18 protein-coding genes are annotated in these 22,980 nt (G+C 63.7%); 16 read left to right on the top strand and 2 right to left on the bottom strand.

Features of this window, described 5'->3' with window-relative positions; genetic code table 11:
• Positions 1 to 146: 146 nt before the first annotated feature.
• The 10 genes from der (at position 147) to NCT05_RS09460 (ending at position 11,425) form a co-directional block, all read left to right on the top strand.
• Positions 147 to 1,487, top strand: a complete 1,341-nt coding sequence (gene der, locus NCT05_RS09505; protein WP_008349381.1) for a ribosome biogenesis GTPase Der — start codon at positions 147 to 149, stop codon at positions 1,485 to 1,487.
• A 161-nt stretch (positions 1,488 to 1,648) separates the two neighbouring features.
• Positions 1,649 to 1,885, top strand: a complete 237-nt coding sequence (hfq, locus tag NCT05_RS09500; RefSeq protein WP_008349383.1) for an RNA chaperone Hfq — start codon at positions 1,649 to 1,651, stop codon at positions 1,883 to 1,885.
• Between the two features lie 87 nt (positions 1,886 to 1,972).
• Complete coding sequence (hflX, locus tag NCT05_RS09495) at positions 1,973 to 3,241, top strand: GTPase HflX (RefSeq protein ID WP_008349385.1); 1,269 nt, start codon at positions 1,973 to 1,975, stop codon at positions 3,239 to 3,241.
• Positions 3,242 to 3,301: 60 nt separating this feature from the next.
• Positions 3,302 to 4,678 carry an FtsH protease activity modulator HflK gene (gene hflK / locus NCT05_RS09490; protein WP_008349387.1) on the top strand — a complete coding sequence of 459 codons (1,377 nt, stop codon included), beginning with the start codon at positions 3,302 to 3,304 and terminating at the stop codon, positions 4,676 to 4,678.
• Between the two features lie 10 nt (positions 4,679 to 4,688).
• The gene (gene hflC, locus NCT05_RS09485) at positions 4,689 to 5,591 is read left to right on the top strand and encodes a protease modulator HflC (RefSeq protein WP_008349390.1); all 903 of its coding nucleotides are present in this window, start codon (positions 4,689 to 4,691) and stop codon (positions 5,589 to 5,591) included.
• Between the two features lie 57 nt (positions 5,592 to 5,648).
• Positions 5,649 to 5,840: a DUF2065 domain-containing protein gene (locus NCT05_RS09480; protein WP_033536382.1), complete on the top strand. Its 192-nt coding sequence runs from the start codon at positions 5,649 to 5,651 to the stop codon at positions 5,838 to 5,840.
• 114 nt (positions 5,841 to 5,954) lie between these two features.
• Entirely contained in the window at positions 5,955 to 7,106 is a 1,152-nt protein-coding gene (locus NCT05_RS09475; RefSeq protein WP_008349394.1) for an ATP phosphoribosyltransferase regulatory subunit, read from the top strand.
• A gap of 155 nt (positions 7,107 to 7,261) precedes the next feature.
• Positions 7,262 to 8,608: an adenylosuccinate synthase gene (locus NCT05_RS09470; RefSeq protein WP_008349396.1), complete on the top strand. Its 1,347-nt coding sequence runs from the start codon at positions 7,262 to 7,264 to the stop codon at positions 8,606 to 8,608.
• A gap of 100 nt (positions 8,609 to 8,708) precedes the next feature.
• A complete protein-coding gene (locus NCT05_RS09465; RefSeq protein WP_008349397.1) occupies positions 8,709 to 9,269 on the top strand; it encodes a phosphoribosyltransferase in 561 nt (186 codons plus the stop codon).
• 263 nt (positions 9,270 to 9,532) lie between these two features.
• Positions 9,533 to 11,425, top strand: a complete 1,893-nt coding sequence (locus NCT05_RS09460) for a potassium transporter Kup (RefSeq protein WP_250502180.1) — start codon at positions 9,533 to 9,535, stop codon at positions 11,423 to 11,425.
• A gap of 76 nt (positions 11,426 to 11,501) precedes the next feature.
• On the opposite strand, the gene NCT05_RS09455 is transcribed toward NCT05_RS09460, so the two are convergent.
• On the bottom strand, positions 11,502 to 13,838 hold the full coding sequence (locus NCT05_RS09455) for a Tex family protein (protein ID WP_250502179.1): 2,337 nt from the start codon (positions 13,836 to 13,838) through the stop codon (positions 11,502 to 11,504).
• Between the two features lie 213 nt (positions 13,839 to 14,051).
• On the opposite strand from NCT05_RS09455, the gene NCT05_RS09450 reads away from it, so the two are divergent.
• From NCT05_RS09450 to yoaA, 3 genes are all read left to right on the top strand, one after another.
• Complete coding sequence (locus tag NCT05_RS09450) at positions 14,052 to 14,888, top strand: flotillin family protein (protein ID WP_051996708.1); 837 nt, start codon at positions 14,052 to 14,054, stop codon at positions 14,886 to 14,888.
• Between the two features lie 101 nt (positions 14,889 to 14,989).
• Positions 14,990 to 15,175 (top strand): DUF465 domain-containing protein, encoded by a 186-nt coding sequence (locus NCT05_RS09445; RefSeq protein WP_008349403.1) that lies wholly within the window; start codon positions 14,990 to 14,992, stop codon positions 15,173 to 15,175.
• Positions 15,176 to 15,258: 83 nt separating this feature from the next.
• Positions 15,259 to 17,487, top strand: a complete 2,229-nt coding sequence (gene yoaA, locus NCT05_RS09440) for a DNA repair helicase YoaA (RefSeq protein WP_008349405.1) — start codon at positions 15,259 to 15,261, stop codon at positions 17,485 to 17,487.
• 77 nt (positions 17,488 to 17,564) lie between these two features.
• Here yoaA and NCT05_RS09435 read toward each other — a convergent pair whose 3' ends face one another.
• Positions 17,565 to 18,398: an outer membrane protein assembly factor BamD gene (locus tag NCT05_RS09435; RefSeq protein ID WP_008349407.1), complete on the bottom strand. Its 834-nt coding sequence runs from the start codon at positions 18,396 to 18,398 to the stop codon at positions 17,565 to 17,567.
• 97 nt (positions 18,399 to 18,495) lie between these two features.
• On the opposite strand from NCT05_RS09435, the gene NCT05_RS09430 reads away from it, so the two are divergent.
• The 3 genes from NCT05_RS09430 (at position 18,496) to phaC (ending at position 22,828) form a co-directional block, all read left to right on the top strand.
• The gene (locus tag NCT05_RS09430; protein WP_081851903.1) at positions 18,496 to 19,659 is read left to right on the top strand and encodes an RluA family pseudouridine synthase; all 1,164 of its coding nucleotides are present in this window, start codon (positions 18,496 to 18,498) and stop codon (positions 19,657 to 19,659) included.
• Complete coding sequence (gene pgeF / locus NCT05_RS09425) at positions 19,656 to 20,492, top strand: peptidoglycan editing factor PgeF (protein ID WP_250457758.1); 837 nt, start codon at positions 19,656 to 19,658, stop codon at positions 20,490 to 20,492. Before NCT05_RS09430 ends, pgeF begins: the two co-directional genes overlap by 4 nt.
• Before the next feature lie 320 nt (positions 20,493 to 20,812).
• Complete coding sequence (gene phaC / locus NCT05_RS09420; protein ID WP_250502178.1) at positions 20,813 to 22,828, top strand: class I poly(R)-hydroxyalkanoic acid synthase; 2,016 nt, start codon at positions 20,813 to 20,815, stop codon at positions 22,826 to 22,828.
• Positions 22,829 to 22,980 lie beyond the last annotated feature (152 nt).

Here is a 22,980-nt window from a genome sequence, read left to right as displayed (position 1 = left end):
GGCCGACCAGCGCGCCTCGCGTGCGGCAGGCCGAATCCATGCTAATTTTCGACAAGCGCAGCCATTGCGCGGCGTAGCGGAACGCAACGAGACGGTTGTACCGCCCGTTCCGCGTTCGCCTTGCGTTCAACCTTGAACAAAATCAGATGAAACCCGTGATTGCCCTCGTCGGGCGCCCCAATGTTGGGAAATCGACTCTTTTCAACCGGCTGACGCGCTCGCGCGACGCGCTCGTCGCGGATTTGCCGGGCCTGACGCGCGACCGTCATTACGGCGAAGGCCGTGTGGGCGGCGAACGCCCGTATCTCGTGGTGGACACGGGCGGCTTTGAGCCGGTGGCGAAGGACGGCATTCTGCACGAGATGGCGCGGCAGACGCGCCAGGCGGTGGAAGAGGCCGATATCGTCGTGTTCATCGTCGATGGACGCAATGGGCTCGCGCCGCAGGACAAGGCGATCGCCGACTATCTGCGCAAGACGGGCCGGCCGCTCTTTCTCGTCGTCAACAAGGCCGAAGGCATGAAGTACTCGGCGGTCGCGGCGGACTTCTACGAGCTCGGTCTCGGCGATCCGCGCGCGATCTCGGCGGCGCACGGCGACGGCGTCGTCGAAATGATCAACGACGCGCTGGATATCGCGTACAAGGATCAGCCGGAAGAGTCGGAAGACGAGAAGGCGAAACATGGCGTCAAGATTGCGATCGTCGGGCGTCCGAACGTCGGCAAGTCGACGCTCGTGAACACGCTGATCGGCGAAGAGCGGGTGATCGCGTTCGACATGCCGGGCACCACGCGCGATTCGATTTATGTTGATTTCGAGCGACAAGGCCGCAAATACACATTGATCGACACGGCCGGCCTGCGTCGGCGCGGCAAGGTGTTCGAAGCGATCGAAAAGTTTTCGGTCGTGAAGACGCTGCAGTCGATCGCGGATGCCAACGTCGTCATTCTCCTCCTCGATGCGCAGCAGGACATCTCGGAACAGGACGCGCATATCGCCGGTTTCGTGGTCGAGCAGGGCCGTGCGCTGGTGGTGGGCGTGAACAAGTGGGACGGTCTCGATTCGCATGTGCGTGAGCGCACGAAGTCGGACCTGACGCGCAAGCTCAAGTTTTTGGACTTTGCTAAATTCCACTACGTTTCGGCGCTGGAGAAGACGGGCATCGGCGCGTTGATGAAATCGGTCGACGACGCCTACGCCGCCGCGATGGCCAAGCTGCCGACGCCGAAGCTGACGCGCGCGCTCATCGAGGCGGTGGAATTCCAGCAGCCGCGCCGGCGTGGCCCGGTGCGTCCGAAGCTGCGCTACGCGCATCAGGGCGGGCAAAATCCGCCGATCATCGTCGTGCACGGCAACGCGCTCGACGCGATCACGGACACGTACAAGCGATATCTGGAAGGGCGCTTTCGCGAAACTTTTGGGCTCGCCGGCACTCCACTTCGCATAGAGTTTCGATCGAGTCGAAACCCTTACGCGGACAAGGAGTAAGGGCCGCGTGAAGCCTTACGCTTCGGTGCCGCTGGCCATTTGGCCGATCCGGCTACTGAAACGTAAAACAGCGAAAATCAGCTATAGTGTAGCGATTGTCGGTGGATCTCTTTTTCTTCGTCCACAATACTTCCAACCTGCAAAAAAACACGGAGTTTGCTATGAGCAACAAAGGGCAATTGTTACAAGACCCGTTTTTGAACGCACTGCGTAAAGAGCACGTGCCGGTCTCGATCTATCTGGTCAACGGCATCAAGCTCCAAGGGAACATTGAATCGTTCGACCAGTACGTCGTGTTGCTCCGAAATACGGTCACCCAGATGGTCTATAAGCACGCCATTTCGACGGTCGTGCCCGCTCGCCCGGTGAACTTCCACCCGGACGCTGAACCGTCCTAAACCTCGTCGCGGCCGGCGCGAAATTGCCACTTCTAATGCGAACATTAAGCAACTCGCCGGTCGCTTCAAATACTTAAACATATTAATTTGATTAACGCAGCGCTCGTCGGCATCGACTTCGGCAAGATCGATTTCGAAGCCAGTCTCGAAGAACTCAGTCTGCTCGCACAAAGTGCGGGCGCCCATCCCGCCGTCACGCTCACCGGCCGCCGTCAGAGTCCCGATGCCAAGATGTTCATCGGCAGCGGCAAGGTCGAGGAACTGCGTCTGCAGTGCGAAGCGAACGACGTCGAGCTCGTCATCTTCAATCACGCGCTCGCGCCCGCGCAGCAGCGCAATCTCGAAGTCGCGCTGAATCGCCGCGTGGTCGATCGCACGAGCCTCATTCTCGATATCTTCGCGCAGCGCGCCCGCAGTCACGAAGGCAAGCTGCAGGTCGAACTCGCGCAACTGCAATATCTGTCGACGCGCCTCATTCGCGCGTGGACTCACCTCGAACGGCAGAAGGGCGGTATCGGCCTGCGCGGTCCGGGCGAAACGCAGCTCGAAACCGACCGGCGTCTGATCGGCGAGCGCATCAAGGCGCTCAAGTCGCGTCTCGAGAAACTGCGCCGCCAGCACGGCACGCAGCGACGTCAGCGCGCGCGCAATCGCACGATGTCCGTGTCGCTCGTCGGCTATACGAACGCGGGCAAGTCCACCTTGTTCAACGCGCTCACGAAAGCGCAGGCGTACGCGGCGGACCAGCTCTTCGCCACCCTCGATACGACTTCGCGCCGCGTGTTCCTCGGCGAGGAAGCGGGCCATGTCGTCGTGTCGGATACCGTCGGGTTCATCCGCGAATTGCCGCACCAACTGGTCGCCGCATTCCGCGCCACGCTCGAAGAAACCATTCATGCGGACGTGCTGCTGCACGTCGTCGATGCATCGAGCGCGGTGCGCCTCGATCAGATCGATCAGGTGAACGAGGTGTTGCGCGGCATCGGCGCGGACAACATTCGACAGATTCTCGTCTTCAACAAGATCGATGCGGTGCCCGAGCTCGCGGCCCGTGGCGAAGCGGTTGAAAGGGACGAGTATGGTAATATTTCGCGCGTTTTCTTGAGCGCACGCACGGGTCAGGGGCTCGATGCGCTGCGCGCTGCCATCGCCGAAATAGCCACGGCGGAATCCGAAGAAACCGATGCGGGCCTACCCAGCGTGCTCGCCGAATTTCCGGGGCCGCACGAGGCGTCCGAAGCAACGCAATCCACGCAGTCCGGGTCAAACGCCATACACGACACGAACGCGCAGCCGGATGACCATCGGCCGGCCGTCGAGCGTGACAATCAAAAGGTTCCCGAGCACGGACACTGAGTGCCTTCGGAATTGCATCGACCCGGCGTCGACCCCGGCTGTCTAATGGTGAATCACCGAGTGAACGACTACAAAGAGCGGACTAACCGGCAAGCTGAGCCTGCCGTCTTTTCGATCAACGATCCGCGCTGGGGGCGGGGCGACGGCAATGGCGTGAAGAACGACTCGAAGCGTCCGCAGGACGGCAAGCGTCCGAACGGCAAGGACGAAGGTCCGCCCGATCTCGACGAGATGTGGCGCGAATTCAACCGCCGCATCGCGGGCGTGTTCGGCCGGAAGCCCGGCAACGGCGCGCCGCGCGAGAATGGCCGCGGCACGAAGATCGGGCTCGGCATCGTTATCGGCGTGCTTATCGCCATCTATCTCGGCAGCGGTGTGTTCGTCGTGCAGGACGGCCATGTCGGCGTCGTCTCCCAGTTCGGACAATATCGTCAGACGGTCGCGCAAGGCATCCACTGGCGTCTGCCGTATCCGTTCCAGTCGAGCGAAATCGTCGATACGTCGCAGATCCGCTCCGTCGAAGTCGGGCGCGGCACCGCGCTCTCCCAAGGCAACGTGCGCGACGCGTCGCTGCTGACGAACGACGCGGATATCGTCGACGTGCGCTTCGCCGTTCAATACCAGATCAAGTCGCCCACCGATTTCCTGTTCCGCAGCATCAACGCCGACGACAGCGTCACGCAAGCGGCGCAGTCGGCGATCCGCGAGATCGCCGGCAGTCTTTCGACGGACGACATGCTCTACAAGGATCGCGAAGCCCTCCGCGCGCGCCTCATCGAAACGATCCAGCGCTCGCTCGATACCTATCGCACCGGTCTGCAAGTGACGGGCGTCGCCGTGCAAAGCGTGCAGGTGCCGCAACAGGTGCAGTCGGCGTTCGAGGAAGCGGCGCGCGTGCGTCAGGACAACGAGCGCGCCCGCGATACGGCGCAAGCCTACGCGGATCAATTGTTGCCGCGCGCGAAGGCCGATGCCGCCAAGCTGATCGACGAGGCGAGGGCGTACAGCAATCGCGAAGTCACGCAGGCGCAGGGCGACGCGGAGCGCTTCAAAGAGGTGTACGCGGAATATTCGAAGGCGCCCGCGGTCATTCGTCAACGCATGTACCTGGACACGATGCAGCAGATCTACTCGCGCACGACGAAGGTGTTCGTCGATAGCAAGGCCGGCAATAACGTGGTGTATCTGCCGCTCGACAAGCTCGTCGAAGCCAATCGACAGCAGGTGAAGGAATCGGCGGATGCCGCCAGCGGCGCGGTGGCGTCGGGCGCGTCCGAAGCGCCTCAGGCGCGCGCGCAGGGCGCGGCGAGCGCATCGGCGCCGGCCGCGGTTGCGCCGGCCAGCGCGGCCAGCGGCGCGAGCGCCAATGCCGGCGGCGATCCGCTGCGTTCGCGCGATGCGTTCCGCTCCCGCAGTCGTCAAGACGACCTGCAATAAGGAGCGCGACATGAATCGAATTTTTGCGCTCATCGTCGCTGTCGTGATCGTGCTGTTCATCGGATCGTCGATGATCTTCACCGTCGACGAACGGCATGCCGCCGTCGTCGCCGCGCATGGCGAAGGCAATCCGCGTCTCGAAGGCCCGGGGCTGCATTTCAAGCTGCCGCCGCCGTTCCAGACGCTCACGCTCATCGACACGCGTACGCTCACCATCGACGAATCCGGCGCCGATCGTTTCTCGACATCGGACAAGAACGAAGTGCTGGTGAACACGGTGATCAAGTATCGCGTCGCCGATCCCTTGAAGCTCTTCGAAAGCAACGAGAAGAACACGCAGACGGCCGAGGAACGCATCACCGCGCTCACGCGCACCGCGCTCGCGAGCGGCTTCGCGAAGCGCTCGCTGACGGACGCGCTCGGCAATCAGCAGGCCATCGAAACCGACGCGCAGAAGAGCGTGGAAGGCGCGGCCGCGGCATTCGGCGTGCAAATGGTCGATTTGCAGATGACGCGCATCGACTTCCCGCCGGCCGTAGCGGATGCGGTCTACAAGCGCATGATCGCGGCGCGCCAGCAGGCGGCGGCGAACGAGCGCGCGAAGGGCACGGCGGAGGCGGACAAGATCAAGGCCGACGCCGAGCGCACGCAGCAGGCGATTCTCGCCGACGCGTACAGCCAGGCGCAGTCGATCAAGGGCGAAGGAGACAGCAAGGCGGCGGCCATAGCGGCCGATGCGTACGGACGCGATCCGCAGTTCTACCAGTTCTATCAGAGCCTCGAAGCGTATAAGAAGACGTTCAAGCCGGGCGACGTCATCGTCGTCGATCCGAGCAGCGACTTCTTCCGCTTCATGAAGAGCCCGACCGGCGGTGCGGCTGACACGCCGGCCCCGGCCACGGTGAAGCGCTGATCCCGTGCGCGCGCCGCGCGGCCAGCCTGTGCTGGCTGCGTGGCCTATAAAAATCCCTTGGACATGGCCGAGACGTTACTGCTCGCTCTTGCGTTGATGCTGATCATCGAAGGTATGTTTCCCTTCGTTTTTCCGACCGCGTGGCGCGACACTTTTCGCCGCATCGCGGAGCGGCCGACGCACCACATCCGCATCGGCGGGCTGGTCGCCATGGTGCTCGGCCTGATACTGCTCCTGATCGCGACGTGAGCCGCGCCCGGCAGCATCGCACCGTTTCGCCTATCTTGTTTCTATCTTTTCGTCCCTGACCGACGAGCGCCACGCACGAAGCGTCGAGCCTCGCGTCCCGTAGGAATCGCATCGATGTCCACCTGGTTACTTCCCGAGAATATCGCCGACGTTCTGCCGTCGGAAGCCCGCAAGATCGAAGAGTTGCGCCGCCGTCTGCTCGACCGTTTCCGGTCCTACGGCTACGAACTCGTCATGCCGCCGATGCTCGAGTATCTCGAATCGCTGCTGACGAGCGGCGGAAGCGACCTGAATCTGCGCACCTTCAAGCTCGTCGATCAGCTGTCCGGGCGCACGCTCGGCCTGCGCGCGGACATCACGCCGCAGGTGTCGCGCATCGACGCGCATCTGCTGAATCGTCAGGGCGTGACGCGTCTGTGCTACGCGGGCGTCGTGCTGCATACGCGTCCGCGCGGGCTGCACGCCACGCGCGAGCAGATTCAGATCGGCGCGGAAATCTACGGTCACGCAGGACTGGAAGCGGATCTCGAGATCCAGCAATTGATGCTCGACTCGCTGCATCTCGCAGGTCTGACGAAAGTGCGTCTCGATCTGTGTCACGCGGGTGTGCTTGCCGCGTTGCTGGAACTCGAGCCGGCCGCGGCGTCGCTCGGCGAGGCGCTCTACGACGCGCTCGCGAGCAAGGACGTGCCGCGCCTCCACGAACTGACCGCGCATCTCGGACAGGTACCGCGCGAGGCGCTGCGCGCGCTGCCGTCGCTGTACGGCGATGCGTCGGTGCTGCAGATCGCGCGTGGCCGTCTGCCGAATCTGCCGGTGATCGCGCGCGCGCTCGACGATCTCGCGTTTCTCGCGGGGCAAGTCGAAGGCGCGGAACTGATGATCGATCTCGCGGACTTGCGCGGTTATGCGTATCACAGCGGCGTGATGTTCTCGGCTTACGTCGATGGCGTGCCGAACGCGGTCGCGCGCGGCGGCCGGTACGACGACGTCGGTCTGGCCTACGGCCGTGCGCGGCCCGCGACGGGCTTTTCGCTCGATCTGCGCGAAGTGGCGCGCATTTCCCCGGTCGACGCGCGCGGTAGCGCGATCCTCGCACCGTGGAAGCACGACGAGCCGCTGCGCGCGGCGATTCTCGCGCTCCGCGACGCGGGCGAAGTGGTGATCCAGGCGCTGCCCGGCCATGAACACGATCTTGACGAATTCGCGTTCGATCGCGTGCTCGTCGAACGTGACGGCAAGTGGACGGTCGAAACCCGCCCCTGAAGCGGCCAGCGCATACAGTCGCTTGATCGGCAAGGGATTTTGCTTAGCCGATTCCAATCGCGCGAGCGTGACGAAATCGCGAAACGCGTCCCGAAAAACTCGGAACCTTTCGCGAACATAGGTAAAATACGTTTTTAACCAGCTAACGAATCAACATGTCTGCCAGTGCAGTGAATGTGAACCCGGGGCGCAACGTCGTCGTCGTGGGCACCCAGTGGGGTGATGAGGGCAAGGGCAAGATCGTCGACTGGCTGACGGACCACGCCCAAGGCGTCGTGCGCTTCCAGGGCGGTCACAACGCCGGCCATACGCTCATCATCGGCGGCAAGAAGACCATTCTGCGCCTCATTCCGTCGGGCATCATGCGCGCGGGCACGGCCTGTTACATCGGCAATGGCGTCGTGTTGTCGCCGGAAGCGCTGTTCAAGGAAATCGACGAACTGGAAGCGGCTGGCATCGACGTCCAGAAGCGCCTTTTCATTTCCGAAGCCGCCACGCTCGTTCTGCCGTACCACGTTGCCATCGACCAGGCGCGCGAAGCCAAGCGCGGCGCCGGCAAGATCGGCACGACCGGCCGCGGCATCGGCCCGGCGTACGAAGACAAGGTCGCGCGTCGCGGCTTGCGCGTGCAGGATCTCTTCGACCGTGCGGTGTTCGAGGAACGCCTGCGCGAAGCGCTCGACTTCCACAACTTCGTGCTGACGCAATACCTCGGCGCGAAAGCCGTCGATTTCCAGGAAACGCTCGACACGATGCTCGGCTATGCCGACCGTCTCGCGCCCATGGTCACGGACGTCTCCCGCCGCCTCTACGACGCGAACCACACCGGCAGCAATCTGCTGTTCGAAGGCGCGCAAGGCACGCTGCTCGATATCGACCACGGCACGTATCCGTTCGTCACGTCGAGCAACTGCGTCGCGGGCGCGGCAACGGCCGGCGCGGGCATCGGGCCGCAGCGTCTGAACTACATTCTCGGCATCACGAAGGCGTATTGCACGCGCGTCGGCTCGGGCCCGTTCCCGAGCGAGCTGTACGATGCCGACAATCCGCAACGCCAGGAAAAGGTCGGCCTGGATCTCGCGACCGTCGGCAAGGAATTCGGTTCGGTCACGGGCCGTCCGCGCCGCACCGGCTGGCTCGACGCCGCCGCGCTGCGCCGTGCGATCCAGATCAACGGCGTCTCGGGCTTGTGCATCACGAAGCTCGACGTGCTCGACGGCCTCGATGAAGTGAAGCTCTGCACCGGCTACACGCTCGACGGCAAGCCGGTCGATATCCTGCCGCGCGGCGCATCGGAAGTCGCGCGTTGCGAGCCGGTATACGAAACGTTCGGCGGCTGGAAGGAAAGCACCATCGGCATCACGCAATGGGACGGCCTGCCGGAGAACGCGCGCGCCTATCTCACGCGTGTGCAGGAAGTCGCGGGCGTGCCGATCGACATGGTGTCGACCGGTCCGGACCGTGACGAAACCATCCTGCTCCGTCATCCGTTCAAGGTCTGAGCGCGACAAGCGCCTCGACCGCAACCGGACGCTGTAAAGAATGTGGCCGCATCTGCGGCCACATTTCGTATATAACCTAAGCATTTGAAAGAGCCTCACCATGATCGCGATGACGGACCCGCGCAACGACGACAAGAACCTCTGGGTCGGCTGGGATGAATACCACCGGCTGATCGAACTGCTCGCACTGAAGGTGCACGAGTCGGGCTGGAAGTTCGACAAGATCCTATGCCTCGCGCGCGGCGGCCTGCGCGTGGGCGACCAGCTCTCGCGCATCTACGACCTGCCGCTCGCCATTCTCGCAACGAGCTCGTACCGCGAGGCGGCGGGCACGGAGCAGGGCGATCTCGACATCGCGCAATACATCACGATGACGCGCGGCGATCTGTCCGGCAACGTGCTGCTCGTCGACGATCTGGTCGATTCGGGCGTCACGCTCGCACGCGTGCAGGAGCATCTGAAGGAACGTTATCCGGCAATCACGGCCGTGCGCTCCGCGGTGCTCTGGTACAAGGCATGCTCCAAGGTCAAGCCCGACTATCACGTTCAGCATCTTGAAACGAATCCGTGGATTCATCAGCCGTTCGAGGAGTGGGACACGGTCCGTCCGCACAACCTCGGCGCATGGATCAAGCGCGGCACGCAAAACGGCCGCGGCTGAGCGCCACGGCCTGACCGTTCGCGCCGATAACGCCGTTCGCCTGGCACCAAGCCGGGCGCAACGGCGTTTTTCATTGGCTGCAGCGAACAGCGAAGCGCGACGGATTGTGTCCGACGCGCTTGCCGACGCGTGCGAGGCGCGATGCTACACTCTCAATCGCGTCTCTCGTGGCGCTGCAGCAACACGCGAGACGGCATCTTGGCGTGCGACGTTAGATAGAATGGCGTTCGTTTCTTTCCGCTCTGGACGGATATCTCGCTTTTATGACTAACACGACTCACGCGCACGAGCATAAACAACCATTGCCCTCGCTTGCGCTCGCGGCCATCGGCGTCGTTTTCGGCGACATCGGCACGAGTCCTCTCTACTCATTGAAGGAAGCCTTTAGCCCGTCGCACGGCATCGGCCTGTCCGAGGCGTCGATTCTCGGCGTCATCTCATTGCTCTTCTGGGCGATCGTCATGGTCGTCGCCGTCAAGTACGTGCTCTTCGTCATGCGCGCCGACAACAACGGCGAAGGCGGCGTGTTCGCAATGACGACGCTCGCGCTGCGCAGCGTGAGAGAGGCCGGCAAGGTCTCCGGCGTGCTCATGATGCTCGGCATCTTCGGCGCATGCATGTTCTATGGCGATGCGGTCATCACGCCCGCGATGTCGGTGCTCTCGGCAGTCGAAGGTCTGGAGATCGCGGCGCCCAAGCTCACGCCCTACGTGCTGCCGATCACGATCGTCATCCTGATCCTGCTCTTCTGGATTCAGCGCCACGGCACGGCGGTGGTCGGCAAGCTCTTCGGCCCGATCATGGTCGTGTGGTTCGCGACGCTCGCTGTGCTCGGGGCCGCGCATATCGTGATCGAGCCGCGCATTATCGTCGCGCTCAATCCGTACTACGCGATTTCCTTCATGGCGCAGCACGTATTGCAGGCGTATATCGTGCTCGGCTCCGTCGTGCTCGTGCTGACCGGCGCGGAAGCGCTGTACGCGGACATGGGTCACTTCGGCGTGAAGCCGATCCGTTACGGCTGGTATGGATTCGTGATGCCGTCGCTGCTGCTGAACTATTTCGGCCAGGGCGCGTTGCTGATGCACGATCCGAAGGCAATAGAGAATCCGTTCTTCCTGCTCGCGCCCGACTGGGCTTTGCTGCCGCTCGTGATCCTGTCGACGGTCGCGACGGTGATCGCATCGCAGGCGGTCATTTCCGGCGCGTATTCGCTGACGAGCCAGGCGATCCAGCTCGGCTACGTGCCGCGCATGAAGATCCTGCATACCTCGGAGCTCGCGATCGGCCAGATCTACATTCCGCTCGTCAACTGGATGCTGCTTTTCATCATCCTGTGCATCGTCATCGGCTTCAAAAGCTCGGAGAATCTTGCCGCCGCGTACGGTCTGGCCGTCACCGCGACGATGTTGACGACCACGATCCTCGTGTCGGTCGTGATGGTGAATCTGTGGGGCTGGAACCGCTGGCTTGTCGGCGGGATGATCGCCGTGTTCCTGATGATCGACATCGGCTTTTTCGGCGCGAGCCTGCTGAAAGTCGAGCAGGGCGGCTGGCTGCCGCTGTGCATCGGCGGGGCGCTCTTCTTCCTGCTGATGACCTGGTACAAGGGCCGCATGATCGTAAAGGACCGCACGGCCGCGGACGGCATTCCACTGATGCCGTTTCTGCAGGGCCTGCTCGCGCATCCGCCGCATCGCGTGTCGGGCACGGCGATCTATCTCACCGGCAGCGATTCGCTCGTGCCCGTGAGCCTGCTGCACAATCTCAAGCACAACAAGGTGCTGCACGAGCGCACCATTTTCATGAACTTCACGACGCGTGACATTCCTTATGTCGACGACGCGCATCGTCTCGAAGTGAAGGACATCGGCGGCGGGCTGTTCCTCGTGAAGGCGGCGTACGGTTTCAACGAGACGCCGGACGTGAAGGCCGTGCTCGAACAGATCACGCGCACCCACGCAATGACCTTCGAACTGATGGACACGTCGTTCTTCATGGCGCGCGAGACAGTCGTGCCGACGGAACTGCCGGGCATGTCGGTGTGGCGCGAGCGCGTGTTCGCGTGGATGCATCAGAACGCGGCGAAGCCCACCGATTTCTTTAGCATTCCCGCAAATCGCGTGGTGGAACTGGGCACGAAGATCGAAATCTGACGCTGCATCGTTGCGAAGCGCAAAAAGAAAACCCCACGTCGCAAGACGTGGGGTTTTTTGCTGACGCCGTGAGGCTTTATCGTTTCAGTTTTGCGAACGCCGCTGCCATCGCGCCGGCCGGTTCCGGCTCGCGACGCTGTTGCGGACGCTGACCCGACCGACGATCCTGACCGCCGCCGCGCTGCGAACCCGCGCCGCCGCCCGCGCCCGATGAAGCCGGAGCGAAGTCGTCGTCCAGACGCATGGTGAGGGCGATGCGCTGGCGCTTCACGTCTACCTCCAGCACTTTCACCTTCACGACCTGACCGGCCTTCACGACTTCGTGCGGATCCTTGATGAACTTCGTTGACATCGCCGAAACGTGCACGAGGCCGTCCTGATGCACGCCGATATCCACGAACGCGCCGAACGCCGCCACGTTCGTCACTACGCCTTCGAGGATCATGCCCGGCACGAGATCCGAAATCTTCTCGATGCCTTCCTTGAACGTCGCCGTCTTGAACTCGGGGCGCGGATCGCGGCCCGGCTTTTCAAGCTCGGCGAGAATGTCGCGCACGGTCGGCAGGCCGAAACGATCGTCGACGAATTCGGTCGGCGAGAGACCGGTCAACGCTTCGCGCTTGCCGAGCACATCGCCGATATGCTTCTTGATCTTCGCGAGAATGCGCTCGACGACGGGATACGCTTCCGGGTGCACCGACGAGCGATCGAGCGGATTCTCGCCGTTGTTGATGCGCAGAAAACCGGCTGCCTGCTCGAAGGTCTTGTCGCCCAAACGCGGCACCTTCTTCAGATGCTCGCGCGACGGGAACGGCCCGTTGGCATCGCGAAAATCGACGATATTGCGCGCGAGCGTCGCGTTCAGTCCCGACACGCGCGCGAGCAGCGCGACGGAGGCCGTGTTCGCATCGACGCCGACCGCGTTCACGCAATCCTCGACGACAGCATCGAGCGAACGCGCGAGTTCGCGCTGATTCACGTCGTGCTGATACTGGCCGACGCCGATCGCCTTGGGTTCGATCTTGACGAGCTCCGCGAGCGGATCCTGCAGACGCCGCGCGATGGAAACCGCGCCGCGCAACGAGACGTCGAGTTCCGGAAACTCCTTCGCGGCGAGTTCGGACGCCGAATACACCGACGCGCCCGCTTCCGACACGACGATCTTCTGCAGCTTCAGTTCCGGATGCTTCGCGATGAGTTCGCTCGCGAGCTTGTCGGTTTCGCGCGAGGCCGTGCCGTTACCGATCGAGATGAGTTCCGCTTGCGTGGCTTGCGCGATGCGCGCGAGCTTCGCGAGGGAGCCGTCCCAGTCGCGGCGCGGCTCGTGCGGATAGATGGTGTCGGTCGCGAGCAGCTTGCCGGTGCGATCGACGACCGCCACCTTCACGCCCGTACGCAGGCCCGGATCGAGGCCGATCACGGCCTTCGGACCCGCGGGCGCGGCGAGCAGCAAGTCCTTCAGGTTGCGCGCGAACACGCGAATGGCTTCGTGCTCGGCTTCTTCGCGCAATTGCGTGAGCAGTTCGGTTTCGATATGCGGCTGAACCTTCACGCGCCAGCACCAGCGGCAGACGTCGGCGAGCCATTTGTCGGCAGCGCGTGAGCGGTTCACGATGCCGAAGTGGCCCGCGATCATCGCTTCGCACGGATGCGGAATCTGCGCGTCGAGTTCTTCGCCCAAGCCCAGCTTGACGCTCAGCACGCCTGCGTTGCGGCCACGGAACAGCGCGAGCGCGCGGTGCGACGGCACGGTGCGGATCGTTTCGCTGTAGTCGTAGTAGTCGCGGAATTTTTCGCCTTCCTCGCCTTCCTTGCCGTCCACCACCTTCGACATGACGAGTCCCTGATTGAACAGATGCTCGCGCAGCTTGCCGAGGATCTCGGCGGTTTCGCCGAACTGCTCGGAGAGGATGTCGCGCGCGCCGTCGAGCGCGGCTTTGGTATCGGCGACGCCTTTTTCCGCATCGACGAATTTCGCGGCTTCCGTTTGAGGATCGAGCGTGGAATCGGCGAGGAGCGCCTGCGCGAGCGGCTCGAGACCGGCTTCGCGGGCGATTTGCGCGCGCGTGCGCCGCTTGGGCTTGTACGGCAGATAGAGGTCTTCCAGCACCTGCTTGCTGTCGGCGCTTTCGATGGCGCCGCGCAGTTCGTCGGTGAGCTTGCCTTGCTCGTCGATGCTTTGCAGGATGGCCGCGCGGCGATCTTCGAGTTCGCGCAAGTAGAGCAGGCGCTCTTCGAGCGTGCGCAGTTGCGTGTCGTCGAGATTGCCGGTGACTTCCTTGCGATACCGGGCGATGAACGGGACAGTCGAGCCTTCGTCGAGAAGCTGCACGGCGGCGGCGACCTGGCGCGGCTGCACGGTGAGTTCGGTGGCAATGCGCTGTACGATCTTGAGTGCTACGGTTTCCGTCATGATTCTGCGCTGTCTGCGGCTCGCCGGCGAGATCCGCGCCGTGTGCGCGGCTTCGCGAAAGCGAGGCGCCGCGGGCGGGTGACGCTGTGACGAGCCAGGTTCGGACCGGGTTGCTGAAGCGGGGGATTTTGCCATAAATGGCGAAGCGCTCCGGCGTGCGGTGATAGAATTTGGGCATCGCACGAGCCGTTTTGCGCCTGATTCTTTATCACGTTGCCGTCCATCCATTTGCCCAACTTTCGCCTTCCAAACGTGCCGGTTGCCGCGGCGGTTTTGCTGCTTTGCGCAGCGGGCGCATTCGCGCCGCAGCGCGCGCTCGCTCAAGCCGCCAAGCCCGTCGACCCGGACACGTCCGTGAGTGCTCGTGCCCCGGATGCAGCGGCTCAGCCAAGCGCCGATGATTCCCTCCAAGCCGATTTCGCCCAGCGCCAGAAGGTGCTCGACCGGCGCACCGAGGAAAACAACTACCGCTACGGCGTGAAAGAGCACGACTGCTATAGCAAGTTCTTCGTGAATCATTGTCTGGACAACGCGCGCAACGAGATGCGCGAGACGCGCCAGCAAATCCGCCAGGAACAGCTCGCGCTCGACGACGAGCAGCGCGCCGAGCGGGCGAAGCAACGCGATCAGCAGAAGGCGATCAAGCGGGCGCAATACGAGGCCGAAGCGCCGCAGCGCGCGGCGAACGAGAAAGCGAGCCAGCAGGCCTACGAGGACAGGCAACGTCAGAACGCGCTGGCCGCCGCCCAGCGCGAAGCCGAAGCGCCGCAACGCGCGGCCAACCAGGCGGCGTACGACCGCAAGCAGGCGGACTACCAGAAGCAACTCGACGAAGCGCGCGCGCGCGGCGTGCAGGACGCGCAGGACCGCGAGCAAAAGGCGCAGCGCTACGAGCAGAAGCAGCAGGAAGCCGCGCAGCATCGCGCGGAAGTCGAAGCGCGTCAGAAAGAAGCCGCGAGAAAAGCGCAGGAAAAGGCGCAGCAGCAAGAGCAGCAGCGCCAGGAGCAATTGAAACTGCAGCAGCAGCAACAACAGCAGCAAGGTAAATAGGGCAGTCGGGCTCGTCGAACGGGCCCGCGCCAAGTGGATGAAAGGAGGCGAGCATGCAGCAGCGCTTTAGTGAATCCCCGCGCGCACCCCGACAACCCGCCATGGATGCCGCCCTGCTGCGCGATCGCATCGCGCAGTTGCAGGACGAGCATCACAGTCTGGACACGCTGATCGACAAGATGTCCGGCATCGACGACCTCGAGCTGAGGCGCCTGAAAAAGCGCAAGCTCAAGGTGAAAGACACCATACTCCTGCTGCAATTGCAGCTTGACTCGGACGCGCACTGAACGCCGCGTGCCCGCCGCGAGCGCGTGCTGCGACGGCGCCTCGCGTGCGCGGCCGCGTCGAAACCCGCAGGATTTAGCACGCCTTGAACTCACCCGCACAACCCAGTGATGACGCGAACGCGCCGCTCGCGCTGACCGATAAACGCGGCGTCGAGCTGGACGCCATCTTTTCCGCGCAAGGTCTGCTCGCACGCGCGATCGACGGTTATCGGCCGCGTGCATCGCAGATCGAAATGGCGCGTTCCGTCGCCGCCGCGATGGAAGCGTCCGGCCGCGCAATGCCCGAGCCCGCGATGTTCGAGGCGCAGCGCCGCCCCGCGCGCAAGCTCGGCCCGTCCGACAAACCCTATGCGCCCGACGAGCAGCCGGCCGATGACATCGGCATCGCGACGGCGAAGGCGGCTATCGACGGCGGCGAGAACACGCTCATCGTCGAGGCGGGCACGGGCACCGGCAAGACCTACGCGTATCTCGTGCCGGCGATGCTGTGGGGCGGCAAGGTCATCGTGTCGACGGGCACGAAGCATCTGCAGGATCAGCTTTTTCAGCGCGACATTCCGACCGTGCGCGACGCGCTCGCCGTTCCGGTTTCGGTCGCGATGCTCAAAGGCCGCGCCAACTATCTGTGTCACTACTATCTGGAGCGCACTGCGGACAACGGCCGTCTACCGACGCGCCAGGACACGTCGCATCTACAGGAGATCGTCCGTTTCGCGAAGATCACGCGCACCGGCGACAAGGCCGAACTCGCGAGCGTGCCGGAGAATTCGCCCGTCTGGCCGATGGTCACGTCCACGCGCGACAACTGTCTCGGCCAGGAATGCCCGCACTACAAGGAATGCTTCGTGATGCAGGCGCGCAAGGAGGCGCAGCAGGCGGACATCGTCGTGGTGAATCACCATCTGTTCTTCGCCGATGTGATGCTGCGCGACACCGGCATGGCCGAGCTTCTGCCGACGGCGAACACGATCATCTTCGACGAAGCGCATCAGTTGCCCGAAACCGCGACACTCTTCTTCGGCGAGACGCTTTCGACGACGCAACTGCTCGAACTCGCCCGCGATACCGTCGCCGAAGGTCTGTCGCACGCGCGTGACGCCGCCGACTGGACCAAGCTCGGCGCGGCGCTGGAGCGCGCCGCGCGCGACGTGCGGCTCGCGTTCAAGGAAGATTCGGTGCGTCTGTCGCTCGGCCAGTTGCCGGACGACCATCCGATCTTCGAGGCGCTCGACACGCTCGAGACGCATCTTTCGGCGCTTGCCGCGGCGCTGTCCTCGCATGCGGAACGTGCCGAATCGTTGCAGGCGCTGGTGCGCCGCGCGCGCGAGTTGCAGGATCTGCTCGCGGGCTGGACGACGCCGCCGACATCGCTCGAACGCGCCGTCGTCGCGGATGAGGACGTCGCGAAAGAGGCCGCGAAGGAAGAGCCGAACGAAATGGTGCGCTGGATCGAGGTGTTTTCGCACACGGTGCAGTTGCACGAAACGCCGCTTTCGGTCGCGCCGATCTTCGCGAAGCAGCGCGCAGGCGTGCCGCGCGCGTGGATTTTCACGTCCGCGACGCTCTCGGTGCGCGGCGACTTCACGCATTACGCGGCGCAGATGGGCCTCAACGCGCGCCGTTCGATGACGCTGCCGAGCCCGTTCGATTATCCGTCGCAAGGGCTTTTGTACGTGCCGCGCAATCTGCCGCAACCGTCGTCGCCGCAATTCACCGATGCCGTCTTCGATGCCGCGCTGCCGGTGATCGAATCGGCGGGCGGCGGCGTGTTCGTGCTGTGCACGACGCTGCGCGCCGTCGACCGCATCGCCAACCGCATGCGCGATGTGATCGAGCGGCGCGGCTGGGACAATCCGCTGCTCGTGCAGGGCGATGCGAGCCGCACCGAACTGCTCGACCGTTTCCGCGCCTATGGCAACGCGATTCTGGTGGGCAGCCAGAGCTTCTGGGAAGGCGTCGATGTGCGCGGCGATGCGTTGTCGCTCGTCGTCATCGACAAGCTGCCGTTCGCGCCGCCCGACGATCCGGTGCTGGCCGCGCGCCTCGACGCGCTGACGAAGAAAGGTTTGAGCCCGTTCGCCGTGCATCAGTTGCCGCAGGCGGTCATCACGCTCAAGCAGGGCGCGGGGCGGCTGATTCGCGCGGAGACGGATCGCGGCGTGCTGATGATCTGCGACACGCGGCTCGTCGACAAGCCTTACGGCCGGCGCATCTGGCAAAGCCTGCCGCCGTTCAAGCGCACGCGCGAGCTGGACGTGGTGCGCGAGTTTTTCAGCGATGCCGCGAAGTGGAAGACGGAACTGGCCGAATAAGCATCGGGTTCGCAATTCTCGTCGACATGAAAAAACGGCCGGTGATCAACCGGCCGTTTCGCTTTTTGCTTTCTGGACTACCAGATCTGATACCAAGGCTTGTCAGCGCCCGCGCGCCGCTTGCCGGTGACATACGGGCTGTCCGGGAACGTCGCTGCGAGCACGCGCTTGGTGTCGTCGGCGAGTTGCGGCTGATCGAGACGCTCGTACGACAGCATCATGATGTGCAGCGCGTCTTCGGTTGCCGGCGCGTTCTTGTACTCGCGAATGGCGAGCTGCGCGCGATTGATCGCGGCCACATACGCGCCACGGCGATAGTAATAATCGGCGGCGTGCACTTCATGCGATGCGAGCGCGTTCACGATATAGCGCATGCGCTGCGCGGCATCGGGCGCGTACTTGCTTTGCGGATACTTGTCGACGACGACCTTGAACGCGTCGTAGGACTCGCGCAGCGACTTCGGATCGCGCTCGCTCATGTCCTGACCCGAGAAGCGGCCGAAGAGGCCCAAGTCGTCGTTGAAGTGGATCATGCCCTTGAGATAGTACGCATACGCGATTTCGGGATGATCCGGGTGCAGCTTGATGAAACGGTCGATGGCCTGGTCGGCGTTGGCGGTTTCGCCGTCCTTCCAGTTGCAGTACGCGACGTTGATCTGCGCCTGCTGTGCGAAATGGCCGAACGGATCGCGGCCTTCGAGCCCTTCGAAATACTTCGCGCACTTGCCCCAGTCGCTGCCGGACAGCGCGTCCTGGGCCTCCGTATATAATTTGTTGTTATTCCATGTTGCCGTTTCGTCGGTCTTCTCGGGCAGGCCGTGACAGGCCGTGACGATGGCGACGCTCGCGGCCAGCGCCAGATACTTGATCGATTGACGCATCGAGAGATGAATGGTGTTGAAGGCTCGCATCAGTGCTTGCTGTTCCTGGCTGAATCTAGTTGATTCTTCGCTGTTCTAGCTGTTTTTCCGGCGCGGCTGTTCTTCCATGCCGCCGAATCTCGTTCAAATGACCCGCTCAAGTACTCGTCGTACCAAAGACCAACTCAAAGATTATAGCCCATGCGCTACCCCCGACGACGCAGCGCAGGCCGATTCGGGCGGCGGCGCGGCTCGCGAAGCGCCCCGCACGGCCCGCGTGCCCGACGAGCTCGCTGGCGACCGGCTCGACAAGGTGCTCGCGAAAATCTTCCCCGAGTTCTCGCGCAGCCGGTTGCAGGGCTGGATCGAGGAAGGGCGCGTGCTGGTCGACGGCGCGGGCGCGAAAGTGCGCCAGCCCGTCCCGCTCGGCGCGACGATCACGCTCGTCCCCGACCTTCTGCCCGAGCAGCTCGCGTTCGCGCCGGAGCCGGTGCCGCTGCATATCGTCTATGAGGACGAGGCGCTCGTCGTCATCAACAAGCCCGCGGGCATGGTCGTGCATCCGGCCGCGGGCAACTGGAGCGGCACGCTGCTCAACGGCCTGCTGCATCGTTACGGCGATGCCGCCGCCGGGCTGCCGCGCGCGGGCATCGTGCATCGGCTGGACAAGGAAACGTCCGGGCTGATGGTCGTCGCGCGCACGCTCGAGGCGCAAACCGACCTCGTGCGGCAGTTGCAGGCGCGGACGGTGAAACGCCGCTACGTCGCGTTCGTGTGGGGCAACATGCCCGACGAAGGCACGATCGACGCGCCCATCGGCCGCGATCCGCGCGAGCGCACGCGCATGGCGGTGGTAAAGACTGCGTCGGGAAAGCCCGCGCGCACGCATTTCCGCACCATCGACCGCACGACGTGGCACGGCCAGCCCGTCAGCGCCATCCATTGCGATCTGGAAACCGGCCGGACGCATCAGATTCGCGTGCATTGCGCGCATATCCAGCATCCGCTGCTGGGCGACCCGGTGTACGGGCACGCGCGCGGCAAGCGGTCGGTCAAGCCGCTGCCCAACGAATTCGCGCGACAGGCGCTGCACGCGTGGCGCCTCGGCTTGATCCATCCCGCGACGGGCAAGGAAGTGCACTGGCGCGCGGACGTTCCCGAAGACATCGCGACGCTCGCCGCGGAGCTCGGCTTCGGACAGGACGAAGAAGTCGAGTTCGATGAGGACGACGATTTCGCCGAAGTCTATGAAATGGGCGAAGGCGAAGAAGGCGACTGGGACGACGAAGATTACGAGGACGACGAAGCATGACGCGCGACGCTGCCGATTTGCCATCGAAAGACTGTCTCTGGCCGCAATGGAGCGTGTCGCCGCGCGTGCGGGCATTCGTCACGACGCGTAATGGCGGCGTGAGCGATGCGCCTTATGGCGGCGGCGAGCCCGGCGCGGGCGGCCTCAATCTCGGTTTTTCCACGGGCGATGCGCCTGACGCGGTGAAGGAAAATCGCCGCCGCGCGCTCGCGTTGACGGGTTCGCGCGAAGCCGCGTGGCTCGAGCAGATCCACGGCACGGAAGTCGTGGAGGCGGGCGCCGTCATCGAGCGCCTCGCACAGGGCGAGCGCACGCGCGCCGACGCCAGCGTGACGGATCGCGCGGGCGTCGTGTGCGTCGTGATGACGGCCGATTGTCTCCCGGTGCTGTTTTGCGACAACGACGGCCGCGCGGTCGGCGCCGCGCACGCGGGCTGGCGCGGTCTCGCGGGCGGCATCATCGAAAAGACGGGCGAGCGCGTCGCGTCGCTCGCGGGCGTGCCGGCCTCGTCGCTCAACGCGTTTCTCGGGCCGGCCATCGGGCCGCAGGCGTTCGAAGTGGGCGAAGACGTGCTCGACGCCTTCATCGCGGCGTCGCAAGAGGATCGCCGCGACGCGACGAGCGCCGCGTTCCGTCCCGTCGGCGGCGCACCGGCCAAGTATTTCGCCGATATCTACGCGCTCGCGCGTATGCGTCTTGCCGATCTAGGCATCGATGCCGCGCGCGTTCACGGCGGCACGCATTGCACCGTCACGGAAAAAGAGCGCTTTTATTCATATCGACGCGATCGCGTGACGGGCCGCATGGCCGCAATGATCTGGCTCAATGAATGACCATTGTCATTAGTGTTGGAACATACCCAACTATCGTTTCTTGCCTATGACGAAACCCCTTGCGAACGCAACATTTCGCATGGGGGAAAACGATAATTAAAAAAATATCGCACTGCGGCAAAATCGGGACGAAGCATTGACATGCCTGACATCCTAGAGCAAGAATGTTCCTGGAATTCAATCAATCGGGCACGGCGTAGCAAGGCTCAGACTTGCCACGCGCATAAGGCGCACCAACACTTGCGCGCTGGTCGAGGAAAGCCCGGCGATGCCTGCATCAGCAATCCAAGTCTTCCGAGACTCACAGGTCAATAGCGGGTATGGCTTCCAAATCTACTTCCTCATCTTCCCGCTCCCGTACCGCCGACAGCACCTCGGCAGAAGCATCCGCCGAAACGACAGGCGTACAGCAGGCGTTCGATCAATGGCTGAACGCGTGGCGCAGCGTCGCCGATCCCGCGCAGTGGTCGAAATTCACTCAGCAGACGAATAGCGCGAATGATGCGGCCGCGGCGGCGGCATCGCCGTTCGCTGCTTTCAGTGCATTCGCCAACGGATTTCCGAACGGATTTCCGTCGACGGCATTCCCGTCGTTTCCGATGTCCGGCGCCATGCCGCAGATGCCCGATTTCACGAAGATGAACGGCATGGCGGAATTCGCCAAGCTCGCGAGCAGCATGCCGGGCTTCGGCGCGGCGATGCAGGGGTTGCCCACGTTGCCGAAGATTCCGACCGCCGCGATCGCGCCCGAGCGTCTGCACGAGTTGCAGAGCAACTATTCGCGCGATGCCGCCGAGTTGCTCAAGCAGGCGGGCGCGCAGAGCATCGATCCGTCGGCGCTGAAGGATCGTCGCTTCACCGACACCGCATGGCAATCCACGCCGGCATATGCGTTCACCGCCGCGTGGTATCTGCTGAACGCGCGCTATCTGCAGGAACTCGCCGACGCCGTGCAGAGCGATCCGAAGACGCGCGAGCGCATCCGCTTCACGGTGCAGCAGTGGGCGGCCGCGGCCGCGCCGAGCAACTTCCTCGCGCTCAATCCCGACGCGCAGAAGACGCTCATCGAAAGCAAGGGCGAGAGCCTGCGCCAGGGCATGTTGAACCTGCTCGCCGACATGCAGCGCGGCAAGATCTCGCAGTCGGACGAATCGCGCTTTCTCGTCGGCAAGAACATCGCATCGACGGAAGGCTCGGTCGTGTACGAGAACGAACTCGTGCAACTGATCCAGTACAAGCCGCTCGCGCCGAAGGTGTATGCGCGCCCGCTTCTGATCGTGCCGCCTTGCATCAACAAGTTCTACATTCTCGATCTGTCGCCGGAAAGCTCGCTCGTGCGCTATGCACTCGAAGAAGGGCATCAGGTGTTCATCCTGTCGTGGCGCAACGCGGATCAGTCGATCGCGCACAAGACGTGGGACGACTACGTCGAACAAGGCGTGCTGGAGACGATCGGCGTCGTGCAGGAGATCACGGGCGAAGACAAGATCAACACGCTCGGTTTCTGCATCGGCGGGACGCTTCTCGCGACCGCGCTCGCGGTGGCGGCGGCGCGCGGCGAGGAACCGGCCGCATCGATGACATTGCTCACCTCGATGCTCGACTTCTCGGATACCGGCGTGCTCGACGTGTTCGTCGACGAGGCGCACGTGCAGATGCGCGAGCAGGCGATCGGCGGCAAGAACGGCGCGCCAGCCGGTCTCATGCGCGGCATCGAGTTCGCGAATACGTTCTCGTATCTGCGACCGAACGATCTGGTGTGGAATTACGTCGTCGATAACTATCTCAAGGGCCGCACGCCGCAAGCGTTCGATCTGCTCTTCTGGAACAGCGATTCGACGAACCTGCCCGGCCCGATGTGCGTCTGGTATCTGCGCAACACGTATCTCGAGAACAAGCTGAAGACGCCGAATGCGCTGAAGGTGTGCGGCGAGCCGGTCGACCTGTCGCGTCTCACGGTGCCGACCTTCATCTACGGCTCGCGCGAAGATCACATCGTGCCGTGGAAATCGGCCTATGCGTCCGCGCCGATTCTCTCCGGACCGCAGACCTTCGTGCTCGGCGCGTCGGGGCATATCGCGGGCGTGATCAATCCGCCGTCGAAGAACAAGCGCAGCTTCTGGATGATCGACAGCAACGACGGGCATCTGCCCGAGAACCCCGACGCGTGGTTCGATGCCGCCGCCGAGCATCCCGGAAGCTGGTGGCCGACCTGGTCGAAGTGGCTCGCCGCGAACGCGGGCGAGCAGGTCAAGGCGGGCGCGGCGCAGGGATCGAAGACTTACCCGGTGATCGAGGCCGCACCCGGCCGTTACGTGCTGGAACGCGACTTCTGAGCGGCGCGTGACCGTGCGCGCGAGCGCATGGAACCGTTCGTAGCCGCATTAACATTCGATGGCAAGAGGAAACTGAAATGACTGACGTAGTGATCGTATCGGCCGCGCGTACGGCGGTAGGCAAATTCGGCGGCTCGCTCGCGAAAATCGCG

The sequence above is a fragment of the Caballeronia sp. AZ7_KS35 genome (assembly GCF_023631045.1).
In the GTDB taxonomy this organism is placed as follows: Bacteria; Pseudomonadota; Gammaproteobacteria; order Burkholderiales; family Burkholderiaceae; genus Caballeronia; species Caballeronia zhejiangensis.
This window is presented reverse-complemented; position numbering and strand designations above follow the sequence as displayed.